Annotated in this window: 20 protein-coding genes and 3 pseudogenes; 15 read left to right on the top strand and 8 right to left on the bottom strand. The window is 38.8% G+C overall.

Translation table 11 applies throughout. From position 1 onward, the window contains the following. Positions 1–148: 148 nt before the first annotated feature. From IGJ87_RS02185 to IGJ87_RS02195, 3 genes and pseudogenes are all read left to right on the top strand, one after another. The gene (locus IGJ87_RS02185; RefSeq protein ID WP_002286868.1) at positions 149–1,528 is read left to right on the top strand and encodes an FAD-dependent oxidoreductase; all 1,380 of its coding nucleotides are present in this window, start codon (positions 149–151) and stop codon (positions 1,526–1,528) included. Between the two features lie 280 nt (positions 1,529–1,808). After that, a pseudogene (locus IGJ87_RS02190) lies at positions 1,809–2,606 on the top strand (IS3 family transposase); the annotation flags it as partial. 188 nt (positions 2,607–2,794) lie between these two features. Beyond that, the gene (locus IGJ87_RS02195; protein ID WP_002297894.1) at positions 2,795–3,463 is read left to right on the top strand and encodes a DUF421 domain-containing protein; all 669 of its coding nucleotides are present in this window, start codon (positions 2,795–2,797) and stop codon (positions 3,461–3,463) included. Between the two features lie 195 nt (positions 3,464–3,658). Here IGJ87_RS02195 and IGJ87_RS02200 read toward each other — a convergent pair whose 3' ends face one another. The 5 genes and pseudogenes from IGJ87_RS02200 to IGJ87_RS02220 form a co-directional block, all read right to left on the bottom strand. Continuing rightward, on the bottom strand, positions 3,659–4,045 hold the full coding sequence (locus tag IGJ87_RS02200) for a hypothetical protein (RefSeq protein WP_089030391.1): 387 nt from the start codon (positions 4,043–4,045) through the stop codon (positions 3,659–3,661). Then, on the bottom strand, positions 4,017–5,399 hold the full coding sequence (locus IGJ87_RS02205) for a Y-family DNA polymerase (protein WP_002323727.1): 1,383 nt from the start codon (positions 5,397–5,399) through the stop codon (positions 4,017–4,019). The genes IGJ87_RS02200 and IGJ87_RS02205 overlap by 29 nt, the downstream gene beginning before the upstream one ends. A gap of 155 nt (positions 5,400–5,554) precedes the next feature. Beyond that, positions 5,555–6,742, bottom strand: a complete 1,188-nt coding sequence (locus IGJ87_RS02210) for a galactokinase (RefSeq protein WP_002286858.1) — start codon at positions 6,740–6,742, stop codon at positions 5,555–5,557. 6 nt (positions 6,743–6,748) lie between these two features. After that, entirely contained in the window at positions 6,749–7,780 is a 1,032-nt protein-coding gene (locus IGJ87_RS02215; protein ID WP_002323729.1) for an aldose epimerase family protein, read from the bottom strand. A 15-nt stretch (positions 7,781–7,795) separates the two neighbouring features. Further along, a pseudogene (locus IGJ87_RS02220) lies at positions 7,796–9,250 on the bottom strand (glycoside-pentoside-hexuronide (GPH):cation symporter). Between the two features lie 174 nt (positions 9,251–9,424). On the opposite strand from IGJ87_RS02220, the gene IGJ87_RS02225 reads away from it, so the two are divergent. The 4 genes from IGJ87_RS02225 (at position 9,425) to IGJ87_RS02240 (ending at position 12,275) form a co-directional block, all read left to right on the top strand. Further along, positions 9,425–10,330: an AraC family transcriptional regulator gene (locus tag IGJ87_RS02225; RefSeq protein ID WP_002286852.1), complete on the top strand. Its 906-nt coding sequence runs from the start codon at positions 9,425–9,427 to the stop codon at positions 10,328–10,330. Between the two features lie 90 nt (positions 10,331–10,420). After that, on the top strand, positions 10,421–11,098 hold the full coding sequence (locus IGJ87_RS02230) for an NAD(P)H-dependent oxidoreductase (RefSeq protein ID WP_002286851.1): 678 nt from the start codon (positions 10,421–10,423) through the stop codon (positions 11,096–11,098). After that, entirely contained in the window at positions 11,095–11,265 is a 171-nt protein-coding gene (locus tag IGJ87_RS02235) for a hypothetical protein (RefSeq protein ID WP_002286849.1), read from the top strand. Before IGJ87_RS02230 ends, IGJ87_RS02235 begins: the two co-directional genes overlap by 4 nt. Positions 11,266–11,378: 113 nt before the next feature. Next, positions 11,379–12,275: a LysM peptidoglycan-binding domain-containing protein gene (locus IGJ87_RS02240; protein WP_002297902.1), complete on the top strand. Its 897-nt coding sequence runs from the start codon at positions 11,379–11,381 to the stop codon at positions 12,273–12,275. Positions 12,276–12,329: 54 nt separating this feature from the next. Here the strand turns inward: IGJ87_RS02240 and IGJ87_RS02245 are convergent, their stop codons facing one another. Continuing rightward, positions 12,330–13,700 (bottom strand): amino acid permease, encoded by a 1,371-nt coding sequence (locus tag IGJ87_RS02245; RefSeq protein WP_002297903.1) that lies wholly within the window; start codon positions 13,698–13,700, stop codon positions 12,330–12,332. A 237-nt stretch (positions 13,701–13,937) separates the two neighbouring features. Between IGJ87_RS02245 and IGJ87_RS02250 the strand changes: the two genes are divergently transcribed. From IGJ87_RS02250 to IGJ87_RS02280, 7 genes are all read left to right on the top strand, one after another. Further along, positions 13,938–14,684, top strand: a complete 747-nt coding sequence (locus IGJ87_RS02250) for a metal ABC transporter ATP-binding protein (protein WP_002293686.1) — start codon at positions 13,938–13,940, stop codon at positions 14,682–14,684. Further along, positions 14,681–15,520: a metal ABC transporter permease gene (locus IGJ87_RS02255; RefSeq protein WP_002286845.1), complete on the top strand. Its 840-nt coding sequence runs from the start codon at positions 14,681–14,683 to the stop codon at positions 15,518–15,520. The genes IGJ87_RS02250 and IGJ87_RS02255 overlap by 4 nt, the downstream gene beginning before the upstream one ends. Beyond that, a complete protein-coding gene (locus IGJ87_RS02260) occupies positions 15,521–16,471 on the top strand; it encodes a metal ABC transporter substrate-binding protein (protein WP_002297904.1) in 951 nt (316 codons plus the stop codon). A gap of 139 nt (positions 16,472–16,610) precedes the next feature. Then, positions 16,611–17,363, top strand: coding sequence for a hypothetical protein (locus IGJ87_RS02265; protein WP_002286840.1), 753 nt, complete (start codon positions 16,611–16,613; stop codon positions 17,361–17,363). Positions 17,364–17,381: 18 nt separating this feature from the next. Next, entirely contained in the window at positions 17,382–18,533 is a 1,152-nt protein-coding gene (queG, locus tag IGJ87_RS02270) for a tRNA epoxyqueuosine(34) reductase QueG (protein ID WP_002293684.1), read from the top strand. A gap of 384 nt (positions 18,534–18,917) precedes the next feature. Further along, positions 18,918–19,526, top strand: coding sequence for a LysM peptidoglycan-binding domain-containing protein (locus IGJ87_RS02275; protein ID WP_002297905.1), 609 nt, complete (start codon positions 18,918–18,920; stop codon positions 19,524–19,526). Positions 19,527–19,693: 167 nt separating this feature from the next. After that, a complete protein-coding gene (locus IGJ87_RS02280; RefSeq protein WP_002300343.1) occupies positions 19,694–21,331 on the top strand; it encodes a phosphoenolpyruvate carboxykinase (ATP) in 1,638 nt (545 codons plus the stop codon). A 71-nt stretch (positions 21,332–21,402) separates the two neighbouring features. Here IGJ87_RS02280 and IGJ87_RS02285 read toward each other — a convergent pair whose 3' ends face one another. Both IGJ87_RS02285 and IGJ87_RS02290 read right to left on the bottom strand, forming a co-directional pair. Further along, positions 21,403–22,515 carry an NAD(P)/FAD-dependent oxidoreductase gene (locus tag IGJ87_RS02285; RefSeq protein ID WP_002300341.1) on the bottom strand — a complete coding sequence of 371 codons (1,113 nt, stop codon included), beginning with the start codon at positions 22,513–22,515 and terminating at the stop codon, positions 21,403–21,405. Between the two features lie 74 nt (positions 22,516–22,589). Further along, the gene (locus tag IGJ87_RS02290) at positions 22,590–23,963 is read right to left on the bottom strand and encodes an MFS transporter (protein WP_002300339.1); all 1,374 of its coding nucleotides are present in this window, start codon (positions 23,961–23,963) and stop codon (positions 22,590–22,592) included. Positions 23,964–24,183: 220 nt separating this feature from the next. Between IGJ87_RS02290 and IGJ87_RS02295 the strand changes: the two are divergent. Next, a pseudogene (locus tag IGJ87_RS02295) lies at positions 24,184–24,800 on the top strand (GyrI-like domain-containing protein). The last annotated feature ends 65 nt before the right edge of the window (positions 24,801–24,865 follow it).

Genomic DNA, 24,865 nt, shown 5'->3' on the forward strand with positions numbered 1-24,865 from the left:
CGTTAATTTTGCGGTATATTCTGCAAGGAGACGATTGTTTTTTAAATTTAGTTCAAATGAACGCGTTTCTTTTGATTCATAACTAATGTAATGTTAAGTTTAAATTGTTTAGAATGATTTTAAAAGAATATTCAAGGAGGTTTCATCAATGGAAAAAATCAAAGTTGTCATTGTAGGTGCATCTCATGGAGGGCATCAATCGATCTTGGAACTATTGACACGATACGGTGAAAATGTAGATATCACGCTATTTGAAGCAGGAGACTATATTTCCTTCATGTCATGTGGTATGGAGCTGTATTTAGAAGACAAGGTAACAGATGTAAATGATGTACGTAATTTCAGACCAGAAAACTTTCCGCAATCCAATGTTCATATTTTAAATAATCACGAAGTAAAAACGATCGATGCCGATAAAAAAACAGTAACGGTTACTAGCGCATCAGATAACGAAACAAAAGAATATCCTTATGACAAATTGATTTTGAGTTCTGGTGTCAAACCAAACAATCTGCCAGTACCAGGAGCAGATCTAGAAAATGTCTACTTGATGCGTGGATACAATTGGGCAACCAAAATCAAAGAAAAATTAAATGATCCGGCTATTAAAAAAATCGCTGTCGTAGGTGCGGGTTACATTGGGATCGAAGCAGCAGAAGCAAGCCGAAAAGCTGGGAAAGAAGTCGTATTGCTTGATGTGATCGATAGACCTTTAGGCACTTATTTAGATGCTGAGATGACAGATATTTTAGAACAACACCTAAATGAAAACGGTATTGAAGTTTTGACAAATGCAAAAATCGAAGCTTTTACTGGTAACGGAAAAGTTGAGGCAATCAAAACAAGTGAAAAAGAAATCCCAGCAGATCTAGTCATTCAAGCTGCCGGTGTGAAGGCAAATACAGAATGGTTAAAAGGGATCGTCGACTTAGATGAACGTGGCTGGATCCAAACAAATGAATACTTGCAAACGAATCTTCCAGATGTGTATGCAGTAGGAGATGCTACACTTGCTTATTCTATCCCAGCACGCAAAAAAATGCCGATCGCTTTAGCGACTGTTGCACGTAGAGAAGCACGTTATGTAGTAAAACATCTTTTTGAAGAAGTACCAAACAAACCGTTCGGCGGAGTCGTAGGTTCCTCTGCATTAAGTGTCTTTGACTATCATTTTGCAGCAAGCGGATTGAATAGCTTTACAGCAGCAAAAGCAGGAGTAGATGTACGAGTGTCTTATTATGAAGATACGTTACGACCAAAATATGTACCAGAAGAACAAGGAAATCCAAAAGTGTCCATCCAATTATTCTCGGATCCAATGACCCATCAATTGCTAGGAGGAGCAGTATTATCTACCTATGATGTTACAGGTCAAGGAAATGTATTGGCACTAGCGATCCAAAACAAACTGACTTTAGAAGAACTAGCAGAAGCTGACTTCTTCTTCCAGCCAGGCTTTGACCGACAATGGAGCATGTTGAATCTAGCCGCTCAACAAGCGTTAGGAGAAGAACCATTTGTAGAATAAGAAAACGAAATATTTGAAAAGAGGTTGTGAAAAAGCTGCCTTGCATCAAGTAATAAGAACAGCCAAGTAAAAACAGCTTCTTATGTTTTTAACTTGGCTGGACTTATTACCGCAGATGCAAGCTTTTGAACACCGTTTATTTTCAAAAAAGGGACTGTGACACGATTTGTGTACCGACCCCCAAAAGTTAGACCAAAAAATCTAACTTTTGGAGGTCGGTATTTTTTATGGTTAAATATACTTTTGAACTTAAATTAAAGATCGTTCATGATTATTTGGATGGCAAAGGCGATTGGACCGTAAAAATCCAGATCAAGAGATTGAAGCGGAAATGCTTAAAATTCGGGAGAAGCACAAGGATTATGGCTGTTTACGGATGACCAATGAACTAAGAAACCGCGGTTTCTCTATCAATAAAAAGAAAGTTCAGCGCTTGATCAAGAAGCTAGGAATAAAAGTAACGGCATACACGCGTAAATCACGTCGCTACAATTCTTATCGAGGAAAAGTTGGAGCAGTAGCCAAAAATCGGATCCATCGTCGTTTCTACACCAGTATCTGCCATCAGAAAATCACGACGGATACAACTGAATTTAAATACCATGAAGTGGATGCCAAAGGCATTATCCGTCAAAAGAAATTGTATCTAGATCCTTTTATGGATATGTTCAATAGTGAGATTTTATCCTATCGTATCTCTGAAAAGCCCAATGCATTAGCGGTAATGGAAGGTTTGGAGGAAGCTATCCAGACCACTAACGATTGTCCCTATCGTCGTACGTTTCACTCAGATCAAGGTTGGGCGTATCAAATGAAAGCTTATAGAAACAAATTGAAGGAGTACAAAATCTTTCAAAGCATGTCTCGGAAAGGGAACTGCTTAGATAATTCACTTATGGAGAATTTTTTTGGCTTATTAAAACAAGAGATTTTTCACGGGAAAGTTTATAACTGTTTCGAGGAATTAAAATCAGCCATCGATAGCTATATCTATTACTACAATAATGAACGGATAAAACAGAAATTAAACTGGCAAAGTCTCGTCCAATTTCGTAAAACAACCGTAACGGTTGTGTAAAAATATCATTTTAGAGCATGAAAAAAAGGAGTGGATTTCTCCACTCCAAAAAAGTCTAACTTTTGGGGGTCACTACAGTGTCACAGTCCTTTTTTTAGTAAAAGGATACATTTCTTCCTTGTATATTCCATGCGTGTTCGTGAGAAAGCATATATAATTTAATTAACAGATAGTTAGGGGGAGAAAAAATGATTTTTTCAATTACAATGAAACTGGTATTCGGGTTGATCGGTTTATTATTAGTAGTACGTTTGCTTGGGAAGAAATCCATGTCAGAAATCACACCGTTTGATTTAGTCTATACGCTTGTTTTAGGTGGGATCTTAGAAGAATCAACCTATGATGACAATGTCCATGTAGGGCATGTCCTATTTGCCATTGCGCTTTGGGCAGTAATGATTTATGGTATCGAACGTATCGTCCAAAGAAATGAAAAGGTCAATCGTTGGGTCAAAGGCGAGCCATCTGTTCTAATCAAAGACGGCGTCATCAACATGACAGAGTTGACAAATAACCATATCGAGATGGAGCAGTTGCGAGCAATCTTAAGACAGCAGGAATGCTTTTCTCTTGAAAATGCCAAACATGTTATCCTAGAGAATGCCGGTCAAATGAGTGTATTGAAAAAATCAGATGAAGACAAAGCTTTATCGATCCTGCTTGTAGATGAAGGGCAAATTCAGCATAAAGTGCTTCAGTCCAATCAATTGACTGAATCATGGCTTATGGAGAACTTGAAGAAAGAAGGCTATGCAGATGTAAAACAGCTGATTTATGTTGAATGGTCAGAAGAAAAAGGGCTCTACATACTAAATAAAGAAGACGTCATGCATGAATCTTACCGAATAGATGGATAGACAGAGGTTGTGAAATCAGCGCCTTGGATTGTTACTCAAAACTAAGCGACTTTTTCACAACCTCTGATATCTAATATACGTTGTTCCAGAAGTTGCTTCTTCGAAAAATAAGCCAAAATTCCACAAAAATTTAAGAAGCAATTTTCGAAAAATCCTTTCTTATTTTTTGAAGTTGATCACTTCTGTCACAACCTCTCATGTCACAAACCATTTTTTTGTTTCCTTTAACTCAATATACCGTACGTCTTCCCACAATAGCGGCTGATGGTCAATCATAAAGTAATCTTCATAGGCTTCACCAATGAAGTGCCCTTCGACCTCATCCAAGAGTCTTCCAAATTCATCTTTTAAATTGAGCTGAATGATTACTGCTTTACGAGATAAAAAGGCTTCTGTCAGTATACTATCGATTTCTTGCAATGTCATTTGTTGTTTAGGAAGAGGCTGTTTGCGTGCTTCTTCTTCATTTTTTTTGATACCGTTGACTAGTTCTTCCATCGCAAAAGCAGTCCCCCATTTTAATCCAAATGGCCGATCTCGATACTCGTTATAGTCAATGAATTTTTTTGCTGTCCGTCTCATCTTTTCCACCTTCTAATCCACTCATACCACCTGCATGCCCGCCAACGAGAGAACTACGTGCGATGGCGCGTCCTCCTTGCAAGAGACTATGCGCATGGATGATTGATTGAAAGCCGTATTTTTTTCTAATCGTATCGACAACAAAATCAACTTTCGCTTCATTTATCTGCTTTTCAGGATCTTCAAAAAGGTTAAGCTGTAAACCTGTCGCGTATACGAGGTCGGAACAGTTCACGCCTACACGCCGAATATCCTGGTAGTGGTAATGCTGGTGGAAAATGGTCAATAAAGCATCTGCTAGATCTCTGCTAGCATTTGTCGCTTCGATTTTCATTTGCTGGTGAAACCCGGTCTTGCCATTTGGATCAAGATAGCCTAAAGAGTATCCTACCCATAAGCTGACTACTTGTGTTTTTGCTGCAGATCGTCTCAAGCGAGTGCCGACTTGATCGGCCATTTCTTTGATAACGATCTCGATTTCTTCTCGTCTTGTATAATCTCTATCTAGGATTTGACTATTTCCGATACTTTTTGATTTTGGTGTATATTCTTGTCCCAAAAAACTTCGATCGATCCCCCAAGCATGGGCATAAAGCTGAGTACCGATGACCCCTAGCTTGCTTTTCAAGTGATAATAATCCGCGTGAGCTAAATCATAAACAGAATGTATACCCATTTGTTTCAGACGTTTTGCTGTTCGTTTGCCGATTCCCCAAAAGTCAGTGATATCTGAGATTTTCCATAACTTTTCTGGTACATCTTCATAACGCCATTCAGCAAACATTTGCTTTCCGTCTTTTGAGCCATTGTCTAAGGCTAGTTTAGCAAGTAGCGGGTTATCGCCAATTCCTATAGTCGTGTAGATTCCGGTCTGCTTAAACACATCTTTATGGATCAGTTTAGCCATGTCGTACGCATTTGTTTTACCAAAGAGTGCCATGCTATTTGTTACATCAAGGAAGCTTTCATCGACGGAATAGACATGATGGTTCGCTTCGTCTGCATATTTTTTATAGATAGAATTGATTTCTCTGTTCTTTTCCATATAATAGGCCATCCTTGGGGCAACAATATATAAATCACTTGGATAGGGGAAGGGAAGATCTCTGGCACGGCTGATATTGGTGATGCCGTAAGCTTTTTTTGCTGCAGGACTGGAAGCCAAGATTAATCCGCTACCCCGTGTTTCTGTCGAATCGGACGGATAGGACATGACTACTAATTTAGTTGTAAGGGGATCAAGATCCTTTTCAACGCACTCTACGGAGGCGTAAAAAGATTTGCAGTCAATACATAAAATATCTCTTGAAGGTTCTTTTTCATAAACAAATACCGGATTTTGATTCGCCCACATAACAATCACCTCTTCAACACAATTAGAACACATGTTCTCTTTCCGTGTCAATAAAAAACAGCAATTTTCAAATACGAGCAAAAGGCTCACATTTGGAAATTGCTGAGAGGTTATTTTTATCTATTTGTTTTTAGCTGAGATCGTTGATTTTTTTATCAAACATGAACAGCTTCTGGATCGATCTTTGTTGTCCCATTTCCAATGTGTGCAACATAAAATTCCGGAGCATAGCCGACAACTTTCATGTATTCATCATAGACATTGTTTTTGAAGGCAGGTATATTTTCTTCTTTGACAAGAGCAATCGCACAGCCACCAAATCCAGCTCCTGTCATTCGTGCACCTAAGACACCTTCTTGTTTTTGAGCAGCATCTACTAGTGTATCTAATTCGATCCCAGTTACTTCATAATCATAGCGAAGAGAGTGGTGAGAATCATTTAACAGTTGACCAAATGCTTCTAAGTTCCCAGCTTCTAATTCAGCTTTTGCCTTCAAAGTCCGCTGATTTTCAGAAACGGCATGGCGAGCTCTGCGTATCAATGTATCATCGCCGATTTGGTCAATAGTTGATTCAAATTCTTCTTCATCTAAGTCTCCTAAAGAAGAGATAGGCAAAGTTTTTTGCAAACGTGCCAAGGCTTCTTCGCATTCGCTGCGACGTTCATTGTATTTTGAATCTGCCAATTCCCGCCGCTTATTCGTATTCATGATGACGATTGCATAACCATCTAGTTTCACTGGGACCATTTCGTATTTCAGCGTATTTGTATCTAATAAGATTGCATGATCTAGCTCACCGAAGCCGATGGCAAACTGATCCATGATACCTGAATTGACACCGATGAATTCATTTTCTACTTTTTTACCTGTTTGGACTAGTTCCAAGCGATCTGTTTTTAAATCAAACAGATCTTCTAATACAACACCTACCAATAATTCTAATGAAGCGCTACTGGAAAGTCCTGCACCATTAGGGATTGTTCCTTCCACTAACAACTCAAACCCATGATCGATTGAGTGTCCAGCTTCTTTTAATTTAAGGACCATTCCTTTTACGTAATTTGCCCAGTTTGCTTTTTTATCATATTCTAGCTCATCTAAAGTAAAACTAATGACACCGATATCGTCAAAGTTTGTGGAATAAACTAATATTTTATTATCGTCTCGAGGTGCTGCTACACCTTGCGTTCCATAAGTGATGGAAGCGGGGAAGACATGGCCTCCATTGTAATCTGTGTGTTCACCAATCAAATTGATGCGTCCTGGTGAGAAGTATTGTGTAGTTTTTTTAGGTCCGAATGTTTCGGCAAATTTTGTGTTTAAGCTTCTTTTGATTTCCATGATGAGTTATTCCTTTCTTGTTTTGATTTTGAATTCTGTCACTGTTTCAAATACTGATCCGGCTTTTAAATGAATCGAACCAAATGCTGAGAAGCGCTCTGCACCTGGAGCTGTTTGAGTCTCAAATGTGATGCCACCATGATGTGCCAGTTTTCGGTTGCGCATTTCTGGTGTTTCTGTGCCGAAATTTGCAGTGAAAATAACCACACTAGAAGCATCTGTAGCAATATCTACTTGGATTCTTTTATCGGGGCTAGTCAAGCGAGCGGCTTCTTTATCCAAGCCGGTTTCTTTTAAGAAAAATGGATGATCGATTCCGTCAACAAGATTTTTTTGATCCAAATCACTAGCAAAAACGGACGCTAATTTTTTAGGTATTTGAAAATCGAAAGCACTTCCTGCAGCATTTTCTTTTACCCCTATAGGAATACTATCTGTTCGCAAAGGAGCATAAGCTTCGCTATTGAGCCAAAGCTCATGTTGATCGATTGACTGAGAAGCATCTCCCGACAAGTTGAAGTAAACATGATTTGTCGGATTGAATAAAGTATATTGGTCACTGGTGCCGCGAGAGGTCACTCGCCAGATATTATCTTGTGTCAAAGTATAGCGGATTTCCACATCCATTGTACCTGGAAAACCATGTTCTCCGTCGGGACTTGTAGTAGTAAAAATGACAGAAGCTTCATTTTCGCCATTCAAAATGACATAAGACCATTTTTTTAATTCAAATCCAGGAGCACCACCATGCAGATTATGTCCAGTTTTTGGATCTGTGGCTAATTGGTAAGTTTTTCCATTGAGAGAAAAGCGGCCATTTTCGATTCTCCCTGCGGTGCGACCGATAGAAGCACCGATATACGGATCTTTTTCGATATATTCTTCAGCGGTGTCAAATCCCAAAACTAATTCTCGATCATTTGATTTTAAACTGACGATTCTAGCACCTAAATCAGAGATAGAAAGTGCTAGCTTGTTTTTGTTCTCCAAGGTTATCAAGTGATAACCTTGACCAAAATCTTTTTCTGTAATCTTCATTTTCAAGATCCTTTCTTAATGGGAAGGAACTACTGCATCGTGAAGTTCATCTTCCATTGTATCAGCTGGAGCCAATTTGTTTTCCAATTCCTCAACGATTTGTGCATGTTTTTTCTCTGTCAATGTAATCTTCCAAGCAAAAATAATAGCGGAGAAAATCATCAAAGCAGCAGGAGCATAGAATGCATAAGCTTTGAAAGTCGTTACGCCATGAGCAGTGATATCAGCAGCAGTAGCATTACCAGTCATCCCAGAAGCGATAGCGACAAACCCTACGATCCCGTTAGACAAAGCACCAGCGATTTTATCTAGTAAAGGGCGAATTGATAGAGTAACAGCTTCGTTACGGATACCATTTTTCCATTGACCATATTCAACAGAGTCTGTGATCGTCATCAAAGCGGATAAGAAAATTAATTGTTGAGGGAAGTAGAACAATACTAGCCCGATGATAACGATTGGCAAACTTGAACCTGCGATCGTAAAGAAAAAGTAAGAAGAAATCATCATTGCGATCCCTCCAAGGTAAACGTAGCGACGAGAGATGACGCGTGTAAGCATTGGGAATAGTGGAACAGCTACTAAACCAAGTAAGGCAGCAACTAGACCAACGATCCAAAATTCAGTTGGTTGGCCAAGTACATATTTGAAGAAGTAGAATAATACGGCAGTTGTTGCTACATTGGCAATCGCATAAGCGATATAAGCAAGGGCAAGCCACATCAACTGATCATTTTGAGCAACTGCTTTGAACACATCTTTGATCCCAGCTTTTTCATTTTGCTGACGGATCGCAGTATCGACTTCTTTTGTGCCCAAGGCAGTGATAATCGCAGTACCGCCTGAAATAACAGCAGCAATCACACCGAACCAGAATCAGCCTGAAGCGCCTTCAATATGTTTATGAGTAACAAGATAGGTAAAGAAAGTAACGATAGGGACAACGACTAGAGTAGTACCATTTGCACCTAGAGAAGAGCCGAAACGAGCAAACGTAGCAAATTTTTCACGTTCCTTTGTTTCCGTACTCAAAGCTGGAATCATTGACCAAAAAGCGATATCCTTAAATGAATAAAAACTATCCAATAAGATGAAAACGATTGCAAATAATATGATAAATAAAGTCGTATTATGAGTAGCTAAGCCAAAGAAATTGGTAAAGATTGCTACCAAGAGTACGGAACTAACAACGCCGCCGATAACTAACCATGGTTTGAATTTACCGTATTTTGTACGAGTATTATCGATGATGCCACCAATCAAAGGATCAAAAATAATTTCAACTAAGCGGATACCTACAACTAAGCTTGTAACTGTAGCAATCATTTTTGCATTCGTTGCCTTATCTGTTCCTGCGAACATCTGGCTTGTCACGAATACCATAAAATAAGTGCTTAATGTAACATAGAATGTGTCGTGTCCAAAAGCGCCTAAAGCGTAGGACACACGTTGGATCATTTTGCTTTTCATAATCTGTATTCCTCTCCTGTTCAATATATAATACTAAGTAAACCGATTACAACGAATAACAAAGATCTTTTAATGACTTAAACTTAACAAGAAATCGCTTCCTTCTTAATATATTTCTGTGACTTTTATTTAACTTTTTGTTGCATTATACTAAAGGAGTAAGGAGGGATAGACGTGGAGCAATCGATTTTTTTAAAAAAGGAACATCAACAAGTAGAAAAAGAATTGTATTTTGATTTTTGTGGTTTCTCTAAAACGATGCCGTTTCATTCTTTTGGTCCTGCTATTCGCAATGATTACATCCTGCATGTCGTGATGGAAGGCAAAGGATCTTATCATGTGAAAAATCAACAATTCCAATTGAAAAAAGGTGATCTGTTCTTGATTCGTCCAGGAGACTCGACGTTTTACTTATCAGATGGAGAAGATCCGTGGATGTATTGCTGGCTTTCATTTGGTGGGAGTGCTGCAGAAGAAATCATTCGGCAGTCGCTTTTCAGAGAAGACCAATACACGATGGTCTCTTCTGACATACAAAAATATATCGACATTATTTTAGAATGCATGAAAGATACGGAAGAAACCTTGGAAAATGAATTACAGTTAACAGCATTAACCTACCGTTTTTTATCAGTCCTTTTAAAAGATGGCGGAAAGGTCAGCGGAGGTGTACAAAAGGTTCATTCCTCTTTAGCTGTTGAAACAGTCAAATACATCGAGGCACATTATGCTGAAAAATTGTCTGTTGAGGAAATCGCCCAGCATTTAGCGGTCAATCGGAGCCATTTGTCGCGAGTATTCAAAAATCATATGGGCACCAGTATCAAGGAATATTTGATCGGGGTACGGATCAATCGAGGGGCGTTTCTTCTTTCTCTGACGGATGAATCCGTGGAAAGTATTGCCTATCAAGTAGGGTTCAATAGTCTAGTCGTATTTAGCCGAATGTTCAAAAAGAGTACCGGAGAAACGGCTACGAACTATCGTAAACGTATGAAAAACGAAAATTTTAAGAATATTGCTTTGGATACCTTGAAAAAACAGTTGGAAAAACAAACCGCAGTTTCTTGGACAACCTGATTAGTCTGGTTAAAATGACAAGCATCGGCAAAAGAAACTTGTGGCGGTTATGCTACACTGTAAAGCGAAGACTAAAAAGGAGGAAAAGGGATGCGTACACTTATCATCATTAGCCATCCAACGATCGAAGAATCTTTAAATCAGCAATTTTTCAAAGAAGCTTCTGCTGGTTTACCAGCTACTTGGCATCATTTGGAATCAAGTTATCCAGACGGAAAAATAGATATAGAGACTGAACTACAGCTCTTGGCCCAGCATGATCGGATCATTTTCCAGTTTCCGTTTTACTGGTATAGTTCTCCTGCTCATTTAAAAATTTGGCAAGATAATGTCTTGGAACGAGCAGCACATGTATTAAAAGGGAAAGAACTAGGAATCGTATTGACAACAGGTGTGGCGGAAAAAGAATACCAAGCTGGAGGAAAAGAAGAATATACGATTTCCGAATTTTTGAGGCCGTATCAGCGAATCGCAAATAAATTCCATATGACCTATCTTCCGCCATTCGTTTTAGCACAATTTATGTATTTATCCCAGGAAAAACGTTGGGAGAAGCTAATTGCTTATCAGCAGTATCTCTCATTGGAAGGCAAACCATCGCTGACTCAGCGGATTGACTGGTTTATTCAAAGAGTACAGGAAAATCAGAAAATGCAGGAAGAAGAATCTGAAAAACAAGCATATATCGTAGAAGCACTGACTGAGGCAAAAGAGCAGATCGAAGACTTGACCTTTACACTGCAAGAAATGAAAGGAACTTCATTATGACAAATGATTGGCTGATCCAACAATTAGATGAATTAAGCGAAAAATCAGAATATCAAGACCGTGCGCTCTTATATGAAATAAAGAAACTGATGGCTGAGATAGACGAACGAACAATGCAGCTGCAAGGAGAAATCGACGGACAATCTTGGAATCATCTCAACTGGTGAAATTTTCTTATAAATAACAAAGATAAAAATGTGCACAGCGGCAATTATTTGCTACAATAAGAATATGAAGCGTTTGATAACGCTATTATACATAAAAATTGGTGGTGAAAAAAATGTATGATGAAAATGAGTGGGGAGAAAGTGTTCGGATGACCCGAAGAAGACAGCAAAAACAGGCAGCTCGTAAGCGGATGATCATGATTGGGGCAGCAGTTGCCGTGTTTTTGATCATAGCAGGAGGAGTTGCGGGTCTATATTTTCATGGAAAAAATTCGTCAGAAGCGAAAAGTACGACCATAACGGAAACCACGACAAAGAAAACAGAGACGAAACAAACAAGTGAGTCATCAACTAAAACAAAAGAGACACAAACTTCTGAAGAAAAAACAGCAAATGGTTTGCCAGAGCAACTTCAAGCAATCGTAAAAGATTATTCGAAAAAGATCGAAGAAAAGACGCCTGCATTGATTGAAGAATACCAGACAGAAATTCAGGGAAATCAAGAGGGCATAGCTGGTTTATCAGCAGTTGCTAACCAAAAAGCACGTGAGCTTCAAGCAATCTCCGACGAAGGGATCAGAAAATTACGTGCAGCGTATCAGGCAGCAGAAAATAAAGACGGTGTAGACTTAGATACTTTGATCAATCAATTATCGGCTAATTATACGAATCATGTAGCTAAGATTTCCGATATTTATTTGCAGACTAGCGCCTCTCTTCAAGCAGAGTCAACAAGCACACAAGACACAACATCTTCTGATTCTGAGACGGCAGAGTCGGTAGAAGCTTCTGAAATGCAAGCTCGAACAACACAAGACACAACAGATCCCTCTGAAACTAATACCAACAGCGCGACTTCACAGGCTGCGACAACCGTAGTTTTGGAAGGAGAAGGTCCAAATCAAATAGCCGAACGAACTGGCGTACCAGTAGAAACAATCTTGTCGCTGAATGGGATGAGCATGGAGAATTATTTCCTGACTCCCGGTGAGACGCTAAAATTGAATTGATAAAAGCAATAAAAAAGAACGAAGCTTCCACTAAGGTGAAGCTTCGTTCTTTTTTTATTTTCCGGTTCTTTTTTCGCGTACAAAGTAATGGATCGTCATGTAAAGCAAGAAAACGAGTCCAATAATCAATGAGATTCTCGTTTCAGGATTGATAAACATGAAAATCAATACGATAGCTAAAAAAGCAAGTGTCACATAATTCGTATAAGGAGATAGTGGCATTTTAAAAGGATGATCATGCATTTTATCTGCATGCTTCTTTTTGAAGCGAATCTCGCTGATCAAAATCACTACCCAAGGAACCATACCAGGCAAAATACTTGAGCTGTATACGAAAACGAAAATATTTTCTGACTGGTTGATGAACATTGGTAGAAGATAATTTAAGATCAGACCAATTAAGATTCCACCTGAGATTGCTACGACAGGATAAAAAGGCGCGCCGTGACGAGAAAGTTTCAGAAATTTTTTAGACATCTTTCCATTCATGGCAAGTGTATAGACCATACGACTTGCGCTGAAAATCCCTGAATTGCAACCTGATAATGCCGCTGTAATCACGACAAAATTAATCAGTCCTGCAGCAAATGTAATGCCGACTTTAGAAAAAGTTTGTACAAAAGGTGAACCAATCTCACTCAATTGATTCCACGGATAGACACTCACAATGATAAAAATAGCACCAATATAAAAAATCAAGATTCGACCGATAGTGGACTGGACAGCTTCAATGATCGTCTTTTTAGGATTCTCTGCTTCACCAGCAGTCATTCCAATCAGTTCGATTCCTTGATAGGAAGCAACAACGATCGATAATGCAAAGAAAAATCCTTTGACGCCTCCAGTGAAGAATCCACCATTTTTCCAAAGATTTGAAATCCCTACTGCCTGACCATGATTACCAAATCCAAATAAGATTACCCCAAGACCTGCAATGATCATCAAAATGATCGTTATGACTTTGATGATCGAAAACCAAAATTCTAATTCGCCAAACGCCTTGACAGAAATAAGATTTGCCAGCATAAGAAACAAGACGACAATGATCCCGGGAATAATTGCCGGCAAATCAGGCCACCAATAATTCATATAAGATCCTACAGCAATCACTTCACTTATTCCTACGACAATATATTGAAAAATATTACTCCAAGCGGTCAAGTAGCCAGCCACAGGATGGATGTACTCGCTCGCGTAATTTGCAAAAGAACCAGTCGAAGGATCAACGTAAAGCATTTCGCCTAAAGCACGCATAATCAAATACAAAAAGAATCCTGCAATCGCATAGGCTCCCATCACTGAGGGCCCTGTCCAGCGTATGGTTGAGGAGGCACCCATAAACAGACCGACACCGATCGTTCCACCTAGTGCGATCATTTGGATATGACGGGCACTAAGACTTCGAGTTAACTTTTCTTCTTCCATACAAAAACTCCTTTCGTTGTTGAGTCAACAAGAAAAAATAATCAAACGTTTCAACACATGTTTTTCATTATTAGGTTAGCCTTATTGAACTCTTGATGTGATTCTACAGAAAATTTTCATAAAATGCGAGGAAAATTCGAAAAAAACTTTTTCATCATTCTACTTGAAAATGCTTTCCATTTTAGTTAAACTATATTTAAATAAAAAGTTAGGTAAGCCTAAAAAGGAGTGTAAGATTTGGAACGTACGGCCATTGTAATTCAAGACCTTTCAGCCGCTTATCAAGGGAAAACTGTTTTGAAAACTATCAACTTGACGATAAATCCACAAAAAATTACCGGTATTATCGGACCAAACGGTGCAGGAAAATCAACATTTATGAAATCTTTGCTAGAGTTGATACCAGCTACTACTGGTAAAGTCACCTTTTCTGGACAGCCGGTAAACTCAGTCCGTAAAAAAATAGCCTACGTGGAACAGCGAAGTGAATTGGATCTTTCCTTTCCAATTGATGTATTAGGCGTTGTACTTTTAGGAACATATCCATCTTTACGAATTGGACAAAGACCTGGGAAAAAAGAAAAAGAACGTGCAAGACAAGCTTTGAAAAAAGTAGGGATGGAAGAATATGCCAAAAGACAGATCAGCGAACTATCGGGTGGACAGCTTCAGAGAGTTTTTATTGCAAGAGCTCTAGCCCAAGGAGCAGAATGGATCTTTTTAGATGAACCATTCGTAGGGATTGATGCGTTAAGTGAACGAAAGATCTTTGACATCTTGCAGGAATTGAAGAATTCAGGAAAAACGATTTTGATCGTCCATCATGATCTTCATAAAGTAGAAGAATATTTCGATGAGGTTATTCTTTTAAATAAACAGCTGATTGCTTCCGGTCCAGTACAAGAAGTCTTTACATCGAAGAACCTTCAATTGGCCTATGGTGAGATCATCAGACATTTAGTAAAAGGAGGAGAGAAAAAATGATCCAATCCTTTATTGATGGATTAATGAATTATCAATTCCTGCAATACGCTTTGGTCACTTCCATGCTTGTAGGACTTGCTTCTGGAGTCATCGGTTCTTTTATTATTTTACGAGGGATGTCTTTGATGGGAGACGCTATCTCTCACGCAGTTCTTCCAGGTGTAGCCATTTCTTATATGTTTGGTTTTAGTTACATCTTTGGAGCCACTGCTTTTGGGATGCTAACAGCAGCAGTGATTGGTTTCGTGACTCAGCGGAGCCGATTGAAAAATGATACAGCGATTGGAATTGTCTTTAGCTCCTTTTTTGCATTAGGGATTATCTTGATTTCATATGCCCAGAGTGCGACAGATTTGTATCATATTTTATTTGGGAATGTCTTAGCTGTTAGGGAAAGCGATTTGTTGCTGACAGCACTCGTTAGTGGAATCGTCTTGATATTTGTCTTTTTCTTTTATAAAGAATTGAAGATCACATCATTCGATCCGACAATGGCAAAAGCTTATGGGCTGAACACATCGCTGATCCATTATCTTTTGATGTTCTTTTTGACATTAGTGGCTGTAGTCAGTTTACAGACAGTAGGAACAATCTTGGTGATTGCCATGTTGATCACACCAGCCGCCACGGCTTACTTGCTAACGAACCATTTACTGAAAATGATCATTACAGCTGCAGGAATCGGTATGCTAAGTGCAGTTGTCGGTGTGTTTTTCAGTTATAGTTACAATTGGCCATCAGGAGCTACGATCGTGTTAGCATGTACCGCATTTTTTATCCTTGCTTTTTTATTTTCTCCAACAAAAGGAATTTTATTTCAGAAAGGAAGCAGATAGATGAAAACAAAAAAATCACTCTTTTTAATCTTGGCAGTTAGTTTCTTGGTATTAGCCGGTTGCGGAAAGCAGGCTTCTGACCAAGCGGATGAAGGAAGTAAAGAAAAGTTGTCAGTCGTGGCTACCAATTCGATCTTGGCGGACATGGCAAAAGAGGTCGGAACAGATCAAATAGATATCCACAGTATCGTACCAGTCGGAACAGATCCGCATGAATATGAAGTACTACCAGAAGACATCAAAAAGGCAAGCGATGCGGATGTTATTTTATACAACGGTTTGAATCTTGAAACAGGTAACAGCTGGTTCGATAACTTGATGGAAACGGCTAAAAAAGAAGAAGGAAAAGATTATTTTGCAGTTAGCAAAAATGTAGAACCTCTTTATTTAACTAGCGGTGAAGAACATACAAAAGCAGATCCCCATGCTTGGCTAGACCTATCTAACGGAATAAAATATGTGGAGGAAATCGCACGTATATTCTCTGAAAAAGATGCAGAAAATGCGACACTCTATAAAAAAAATGCAGAAGCATATGTGGAAAAACTAAAAGAATTAGATACACAAGCGAAGGAAAGTTTTGCTTCTATCGAAGAGAACAAAAAATTATTAGTAACAAGTGAAGGGGCATTCAAGTATTTTTCACGAGCATATGATTTGCCAGCAGCTTATATATGGGAGATCAATACAGAAAGTCAAGGTACGCCTGATCAAATGAAAGCGATCATTGATCAGATAAGAGCAAAAGAAGTACCGGTTTTATTCGTGGAAACCAGTGTAGACTCAAGAAGCATGGAACGGGTAGCAAAAGAAACGGGTTTGAAAATTTATGATAAACTGTTCACTGATTCCATAGCAAAAGAAGGAGAACAAGGAGATTCTTACTATCAGATGATGAAATGGAATATTGAAACGATCCATGAAGGTTTGTCACAAATAAAAGAAAGCTGAAAAGTGCAAGGTCTAGCTTGAGGAGCAGGCCTTGCATTTTTTATAAGAGATATGAAAAAAATTATGCTGTTTTTCGGCGTACAGATACCTTTTTTGAAGAAATTCCGTTATAGTTAGAGTAAGGAAGGAAGGTGTGGCTATGAATTTTACACGTAAAGATAAATATACGATTAAAGAAGAAGTCTTTCGATTGATCAGCCAGCAGGAAAATACCGACAAGGATCAAGACCTTCAATTTCTTGAAGCAGAATTAGCTAAATTATTCATAGCAAATCAAAATGAGACAACAGAACCAGATGAAGAGCTGTACATAGGCAAATGGTTGTTTGATGAATTTCAGCCTTTAGATGAAAATACCGGTATCGGTTATTTTGTGTTCCTTTCTCCAGTCGGCTTCACACCTGGCGTATTAGTTAAACAAAACGACGAAATAACCGTCAAAGCATGGCCTGCATTATTTTCAGTCATCAAAGCAGAAGGAGTAATCAAAAAGATCCAGTCGGCCTATTATAAAAGTCAATTTATTGCCAACAGCAAATTAATGAATATGTTTTATAATCGTCTAGTAGAAATTGCCAGGCCTGGGAAAATCCCGCAAACATTCACGTACACACAGCAAAAAAATCTCTATGAAGAAGTATTGTATTCCCGCGATCTGTCTGAGTTTTCGCCATGGGAAGAGGTAAGGCTCCATGAACTGTTAAGTACAAAACCAGTTTCATTGAATTTTTTTAATGCATTAGATAACAAAAGAAAATTAATTTCAACAAATTATTGGGAAGTATTTGCTGCAAGAAAAAAATGGATGGAAGAAAAGAAGATTGCCGATCAGCAGATCCAGTTTGTCCAGCTGAAAAAAGAAAAACTATATTATGGGTTATACAGCCGTTAACAGCAAGCGAGGAAGACCATGACATTAAAAGAAGAAATCATACAAGAAAGCAAACGATTAGGAATTGACAAAATCGGGTTCACCACGGCGGAACCTTTTGATTCATTAAAAGAATCGTTGGAAGAACAAAAAGCAGCTGGCCATACTTCTGGCTTTGAACATCCAAATATCGATGAGCGTCTTTATCCAGAAATGACATTTGATCAGCCGAAATCGATCATTTCCATTGCACTTGCGTATCCTACTAGGATCCATGAAGAAGTGCCTAGGGATGAAAAACGCGGGCAGTTTGCTCGTGCTTCTTGGGGGATCGATTACCATGATATACTCAGAGACCGTTTGAACCGATTGATCGAATTCATCCAAACAAGAGCAGAAAAATGGCAAAAAGAAGAGGAATGGCGTCTAGCTCCGCAAGTAGATACTGGAGAACTGATCGATGTCGCTGTAGCACAGCGAGCTGGTTTAGGATTTATTGGACGAAACGGATTGTTGATCACTGAAGAGTTCGGTTCATTTGTCTATCTTGGTGAGATCGTTACTAATATTGTATTTGAGCCTGATAAACCAGGAGAATTTGGTTGCGGTGACTGTATGCGCTGCGTGACTGCTTGTCCGACAAAAGCATTGCTTGGTGACGGAAGAATGAATGCCCAGCGATGTTTGTCTTATCAAACTCAGACAAAAGGGATGATGCCGGAAGAATATCGTAAAAAAATGCGAAATGTCATTTATGGATGTGATATCTGCCAGTTAGTCTGCCCTTACAATCAAGGAAAAGATTTTCATTTTCATGAAGAGATGGAACCAAAAGTAGACGAAGTATATCCAAAATTAAAGCCAATGCTTTCGATGTCTAATAAAGACTTCAAACAGCAATTTGGGCATTTAGCTGGTTCATGGCGTGGGAAGAAACCTTTGCAGAGAAACGCATTGATTGCTTTAGCTAATCTAGGTGATCGAACGGCATTGCCTGAGATTTCAGAATGTTTAACAGATGTCCGCCCTGTCATCAGAGGAACAGCAGCTTGGGCTATTGGACGTCTAGGAACAAAAGAACCGGAAAAATGGCTTGATGTATTAGATGAAATATTAGCTAAAGAAACAGAAGAAGTCGTTATAAACGAATTGGAACATGCCCAGAAATTATTGCGGAGAAAGTTAAAATAAAAAAATAGTTAACATTATTCAAAGTTTTTGTCCAGTAATTGTTGTAACAATTACTGGTTTTTTTGTATTTTTTACATTTTTTTAAGAGAATTTGATAAAAATCAAAAATTTTTTTGCTTTTTTTTTATGGATTATTGCAGTAAATGTTACAGAATCTGCGTTTTTCATTCAAAAATAAAAAAACATAGAAAAACGATTACTTTGCTTATACAACAAGGATTTTATGGTTTTGTATCAAAAAAATATTTGTTTAAATGTTACAAATATTAAATAATTCGTCATTTTGTCATTAAATGTCATGATTCTTTTACCTATGAAATATTTCTAAATGATAAAGTTAATAGCGTCGAAAGAATAAAAAACGGAGAAAAAAAGGAGTTTAATATGAATTCATTTAAGAAAATTGTTTTAGGTACAACTTTTGCTGCTGGTGCTACTGCAATGTTTGTAGGAACTACAAATGCTCACGCTGATGAAGTTTATACAGTAAAATCAGGTGATTCATTATCTAAGATCTCACAAAAATTTGCAGGAGACAACTCAATGATCGATGCAATTGCTGAAAAAAATTCGATCGCAAACATCAACCGCATTTATGTTGGTGAACAATTAACAATCCCAACTTCAAATGATTCTTCAGCAACAACAGAAAACAAAACAACAGAAAATACAGCATCTACAACTGAAACAGCAACGCAAGAACATACATACGTTGCACCTGTTGAAACAGTTGAAGTAGCTCCTGCTGCCCCAGTTGCTGCAACAGCGCCAACTTCAAGCTCTGCAAAAGAATGGATCGCACAAAAAGAATCAGGCGGTTCATACACAGCTACTAACGGACGTTACATCGGCCGTTATCAATTAGATGCTACATACTTAAACGGCGACTATTCAGCTGCCAATCAAGAACGTGTAGCAGAACAATATGTAACATCTCGTTATGGTTCATGGGATGCTGCTAAAACATTCTGGTTAGCAAACGGCTGGTACTAAGCCGATAAAAGGAAAATGATGAAACCGAGAAACTTGTTTATTCAAGTTCTCGGTTTTTTTGTGTGAAAAATAACTCGTTTGCTTCCCACAGCGCAGCAGTACAAATAAAAACTCGAATAATGTATAATAAAGAAAACGTTTTTTTGTTTAGGGAATGAGGAGGAGCCATGAGTACAAAAGAGAGTCTCGAATTAAACGAAATCACAAGTGGAAATCCACTGTTATCCAGTATTCGATCGATTGTAGAAACGACATTTTACGGTAATAATGTTCATGAAGTTTTTGACAGGAAGACAGCTTATCAACTAGCAAAAGGGAGTCCAGGAACGATCATCACAGATTTAACAATCTCACATGCTGAAGAACTAGATTTACCAGCTGATGTCAGGACACTAGTATTCAATGATGGAAGCATTGTGGGAAGAACAGCAAGTGCTCGGCGGATCTTTGAGGACTTAGACAAGGAACAAAGCAAATACGAGAAAATTTTAAGAGAAGCTGTGTATCAAAGTCGCAAACGCCAGTTTTACCATACAAAAGTAATCGTTGGCCTATCTGAAGAATTTTCTGTGCAAAGTCATTTGCTGATTCCAGAAGGATTTGAGAACAATTTGTATTCTTATTTGCTGAATTTTCAGCCAGCGAATTCGAAGATCTTAAAGACTTATCAAAAGTCTGTTTCCTTTGATGAGGGAGATCTTTATATCTTTTGTGATCCCGAGTGGACACATGAAACATTTCCCAATGGACTCATTTTGTTTGATGCTCTCCATAATACAGCGGCTGTGCTAGGATTACGTTACTTTGGAGAATTAAAAAAAGCGACTTTGACGCTTGCTTGGGCATTGGGAAATCGCAATGGTTTTATTGCCTGCCACGGTGGGATGAAACAATATGCTAGTAATGACCAGACCTATACGATGGCTGTATTTGGGTTGTCCGGTTCTGGAAAATCAACGATTACCTTAGCAAAACATACGGAAGGTCACTCTGTTTCGATCTTGCATGACGATGCTTTCGTTATTTCTCGAAAAAATGGTTTTGCTACTGCCTTGGAACCTTCTTACTTTGATAAAACACAAGACTATCCGTCTGATGATCCGGCCATTTCTTCTTTCCTTACTTGTCAGAATGTGGGCGTGACATGTACAAGTAAAGGAGAAAAAGTCCTAGTAACAGGAGATATACGAAACGGAAATGGGCGGACAGTCAAATCACGTTATGCGACACCCGACCGAGTCGATCATCTTAGCGAAAAGATCGATGCTGTTTTTTGGATCATGAAAGATGATTCGCTTCCGCCAATTATCAAGATCAATGACCCGGTTTTAGCAGCGTCTTTTGGTGCAACATTAGCAACAAAACGATCAGACGCGGAAAATATCACTACAAAAAGACAGCTAGATGAGCTAGTCATTGAACCATTTGCTAATCCTTTCCGTGTCTATCCTCTTAGGGAAGACTATCAAGCTTTTCGAGAGTTGTTTTTGAAACAGCAAACAGCCTGCTATGTCCTGAATACTGGATATTTCGATGATAAAAAAATCAAACCTGAAACGACATTGTCAATCGTTGAAAGAATCGTGCAACAAACGGCAGAATTCAAGTCGTTTGGTCCATTTGAAGACATCCACTATTTACCTATACCAGATTTTCCTGTTTCTTTTGAGGATACGTCCTATAAAAATCTGGTGAAACAACGACTTGATATTCGTTTACGATTCATTGAAGCTCAGATAGGAAAAGATCTCTTGCCAGATGAAGCAAAAGAAAGTTTGGAGAATTTGATTCAGAAATTGAACTAAAATAACAGCTTTTTCAAGAAGTAATCCATGCGCAATATCGCTCGGGATCCTTACTTGAAAAAGCTGTTTTTCTATGATGGATTTTTCGTAATATAGGTGGAGATGTCCTTTTGATAATCTTCCGTAGGCCAATGACCAGTATTTAAGAAGTTGGCTAATAGATAGCCGATATAAGGACCTGTGGTCAAGCCAGAAGAGCCTAGACCGCTAGCAGCCAGTAAGCTTGGATCATCTGGCAGTACGCCGAAAAATGGGGAAAAATCTGACGTATAAGCACGGGTACCTACACGGAACTCGTATGGCCAGTTTTTTATCTGATCTGGATCAGTCAAGAACTGTTCTGTACTCTTAGTCAATCCCTTATAAGCTTCGCTAGTAGGAGCCAAATCCCAGCCTTGATCGTTTTCATGGGTAGCACCTAAAAGGATCTTTCCATCCATGAAAGGAATGAAATCAGCTTCTCCGTCAAGCATAGCAACAGGCCAGTCTTGACTCATCTTATAAGATGTCTGAAATGCTAAGAGCTGCCCTTTTTGCGGACGTATATCTGCAGCATAGCCTAATTCTTGTAATAAAGGCTTAAGTGCCGGGCCAGGTGTCAAAATTACACGATCAGCTGTGTATTCTCCAAACGGTCCCTTGATGAGCCAAGAATCGCTCTTCTTATGCGAAGTGACTTTTGCCTGGATCTGCTCCATTTGTTTTTGTGCTAAACGCTGACCAAGATGTTCTAAATATGCTTTTCCATCCAGACGACCACCACCACTGATACGCAGTGAAACTGCTGGTTTCAATAACGGAAGTGCTTGAGATGTTTGTTCAGGTGAAAGCCATTCGATGTTTCCAATTTCTGGCGCTTCTTCTTTTCGTTTCTCGGCAAGAACAGCCAATTCAGCTAAATCTTTTTCAGGTCGAAGCAAAAGTGTCCCTGATTGTGCGTAAATCGTTTGATCAAGTTGGAAATCTTTTATAAGTTTAGGGAAAAAAGCAGCGCCGTCTTTAGCCAGACGATACCATTGTTTGTTTCTGCGTTTCGACAACCAAGGGGAGATAATCCCAGCGCTAGCTTTAGTTGCCTGTCCTGTCCCTTCATCAAATAAAGCAACATTGAATTTTGATGTATCTAAGTAACTGGCTAGGGTCATACCAATGATCCCGCCACCGATAATGGCAATTTTTTCCATAAAAAAGCCTCCTTTTACAAACAACCATTTTCACACAAAAAAACGGCAGATGCAACACCTACCGTATATGGAATCTACGCTTTTTTAGCAAAGAACAGATAATAGGCGAATCGAGCAAAGCTTACGAGAAGCAACAGCAACAAGACGCCTAATGCTGCTTTTGATCCTAATGTAGTAGACACTTCATAGTTATGGGAAGTATGATGCTGGACGTAATTGATAATGACCGCTACTAATGAAGTAGCCACAGCGCCAGAAAACTGCTGCAAGGTATTGAACATTGCGTTCCCGTCTCCTTGTAGTTTTTCATTCAGTGCATTCATTCCGGTGGTCATCATATTGCTGTAAGATAATCCGATACCGATCATATAAAACACATGACAAGCAATCAATACACCCACTGAAGCGTGTCCTATGAGTAGGAATAATGCTAGCCAACCAATCAAAGAAAGAATCAGCCCAGCAAAAATTGGCTTCTTCGGACCATATTGATCCAGCATTTTCCCGGAAAAAGGAGAAAGCAAAGCACCAACCGCTGCGCCGGGAAGCATCGCTAATCCAGCGACAAAAGGACTACTTCCTTGAACGATCTGAAGGAAATTCGGCAAGACAAAAGATACACCAAGTAATAAAAACTGATAAACTAAGAAGCCAATCAAAAACAAGCGGAATGTTTTATTTGAAAGAATAGACAGTCGGATCAGCGGATGCTCCACTTTTTTACTTCGATAGTAAAAAAGGAACCAGCCAATACCGCCGATGATTAAAGCAATCCAGCTGGAAACTGTTCCCAACGTACTCAAAAATGTTAGACTTCCACTAAACAAAAGACAAATTCCTAAAACGCTTATCCAATCCAAATAACCACTTTTTTGTACTGCCATCTCGGGAATAGCAAACCAGCCGATAATCAAAGAAAGAATCAAAACGGGCACAAGAAACAGGAAGATATGATTCCATGTAAAATGTGAAGTCATAATGCCTCCATAAGTGGGACCAATTGCTGGAGCAATGGCCGTTGTCAAAGTACCGACACCCATCATCGCGCCTCGTCGATTGAGGGGGGCAAATGTCAAGATAATATGGAACATCAACGGAAGAGCGATACCTGTCGCTGCACCTTGGAGCAATCGACCAAACAATAGGACCATGAAGGTAGGAGAGAAGAAATCGATCATTATACCTGCCAAGAAAAGCAGATTTGAAGCTAAAAAGAGTTTTTTGAGACTAAAATTGCGATTCAAATAAGTAGACAGCGGAACAATGATCGAAATCATCAAAAGATAAATCGTTGTTACCCATTGGACTTGTGCAGTCGTTAAATCAAACTGTCTGATAAGAGTTGGGAAAGTTACATTCATGGCCGTCTCGATCAATACGCCCGCAAAAGACATCATCCCTGTTGCAATTACTGCAGGTACTAAAAGCAGCTGTTTTTGTTTTGTCATTTACATCACCTCTAAAAAATTTCGTAAAAAAAGAGAGTGATTTCTATTATAAAAATAGAAACCGCCTCTCTCTCGACACGCCGAAACGTGTTATCTGTACGATTTATTTACTTCACTTATTCTAGCACAAACTGAAAAATAGTGTCAACACGATTAGCCAAGTCACTCAAAAAGAGGTATGATAATAAATAACTAAATGGAATTTCGCGGAGGAAGAAAAATGGAAAAAATTGAATGGCGTAAAGACAAGAGCTATAGTATGAAAAAAAGCCCGCAAATACTAGAGGTTCCTAAAAAACCATTCTTTAGCATCAGAGGGATCGGCGACCCGAATCAGGAAGACTTTAAACGAAGAGTAGCCTGTCTATATGCAGTCAGCTATGCAATACGCATGTCGCCTAAAAAAATTGGCTGATTCCTGATTATCAGATGTATACTGTCTATCCACTGGAAGGACAATGGGGACTGCAAGAAAAGTATTTGCATGAACCAGTGATGAAAAAAGAACATTTTTCTTATCAATTGATGATCCGACAGCCTGACTTTGTTACAGAAGCGATAGCACAAGAAGCCATTCAGCGTTCTAGCAAACTTCCGGAAGACTTGAAAGAACAAGTAGTATTCAAAAAGATGGAAGAAGGTCTTTGTGCCCAAATCTTACACGTCGGGCCCTATGACGAAGAACCAGCAACGTTTGAGAAATTAGAAGCATTCATCGCAAAAGAAGGCTATGAAAGAGCTTCTAAAGAACACAAAGAGATTTACATCAGCGATCCAAGAAAATCAGCACCTGAAAAAATGAAGACGATTTTGCGTGTTAAAATAGAAAAAGGTTAGCAACCTGAATGAAAACAAAAAATAAAAGTAAAAAATACCAAAATATGAAGAAATATTACTTATCT

It is taken from the genome of Enterococcus sp. DIV1411a (genome assembly GCF_050531945.1).
Classification (GTDB): domain Bacteria; phylum Bacillota; class Bacilli; order Lactobacillales; family Enterococcaceae; genus Enterococcus_B; species Enterococcus_B faecium.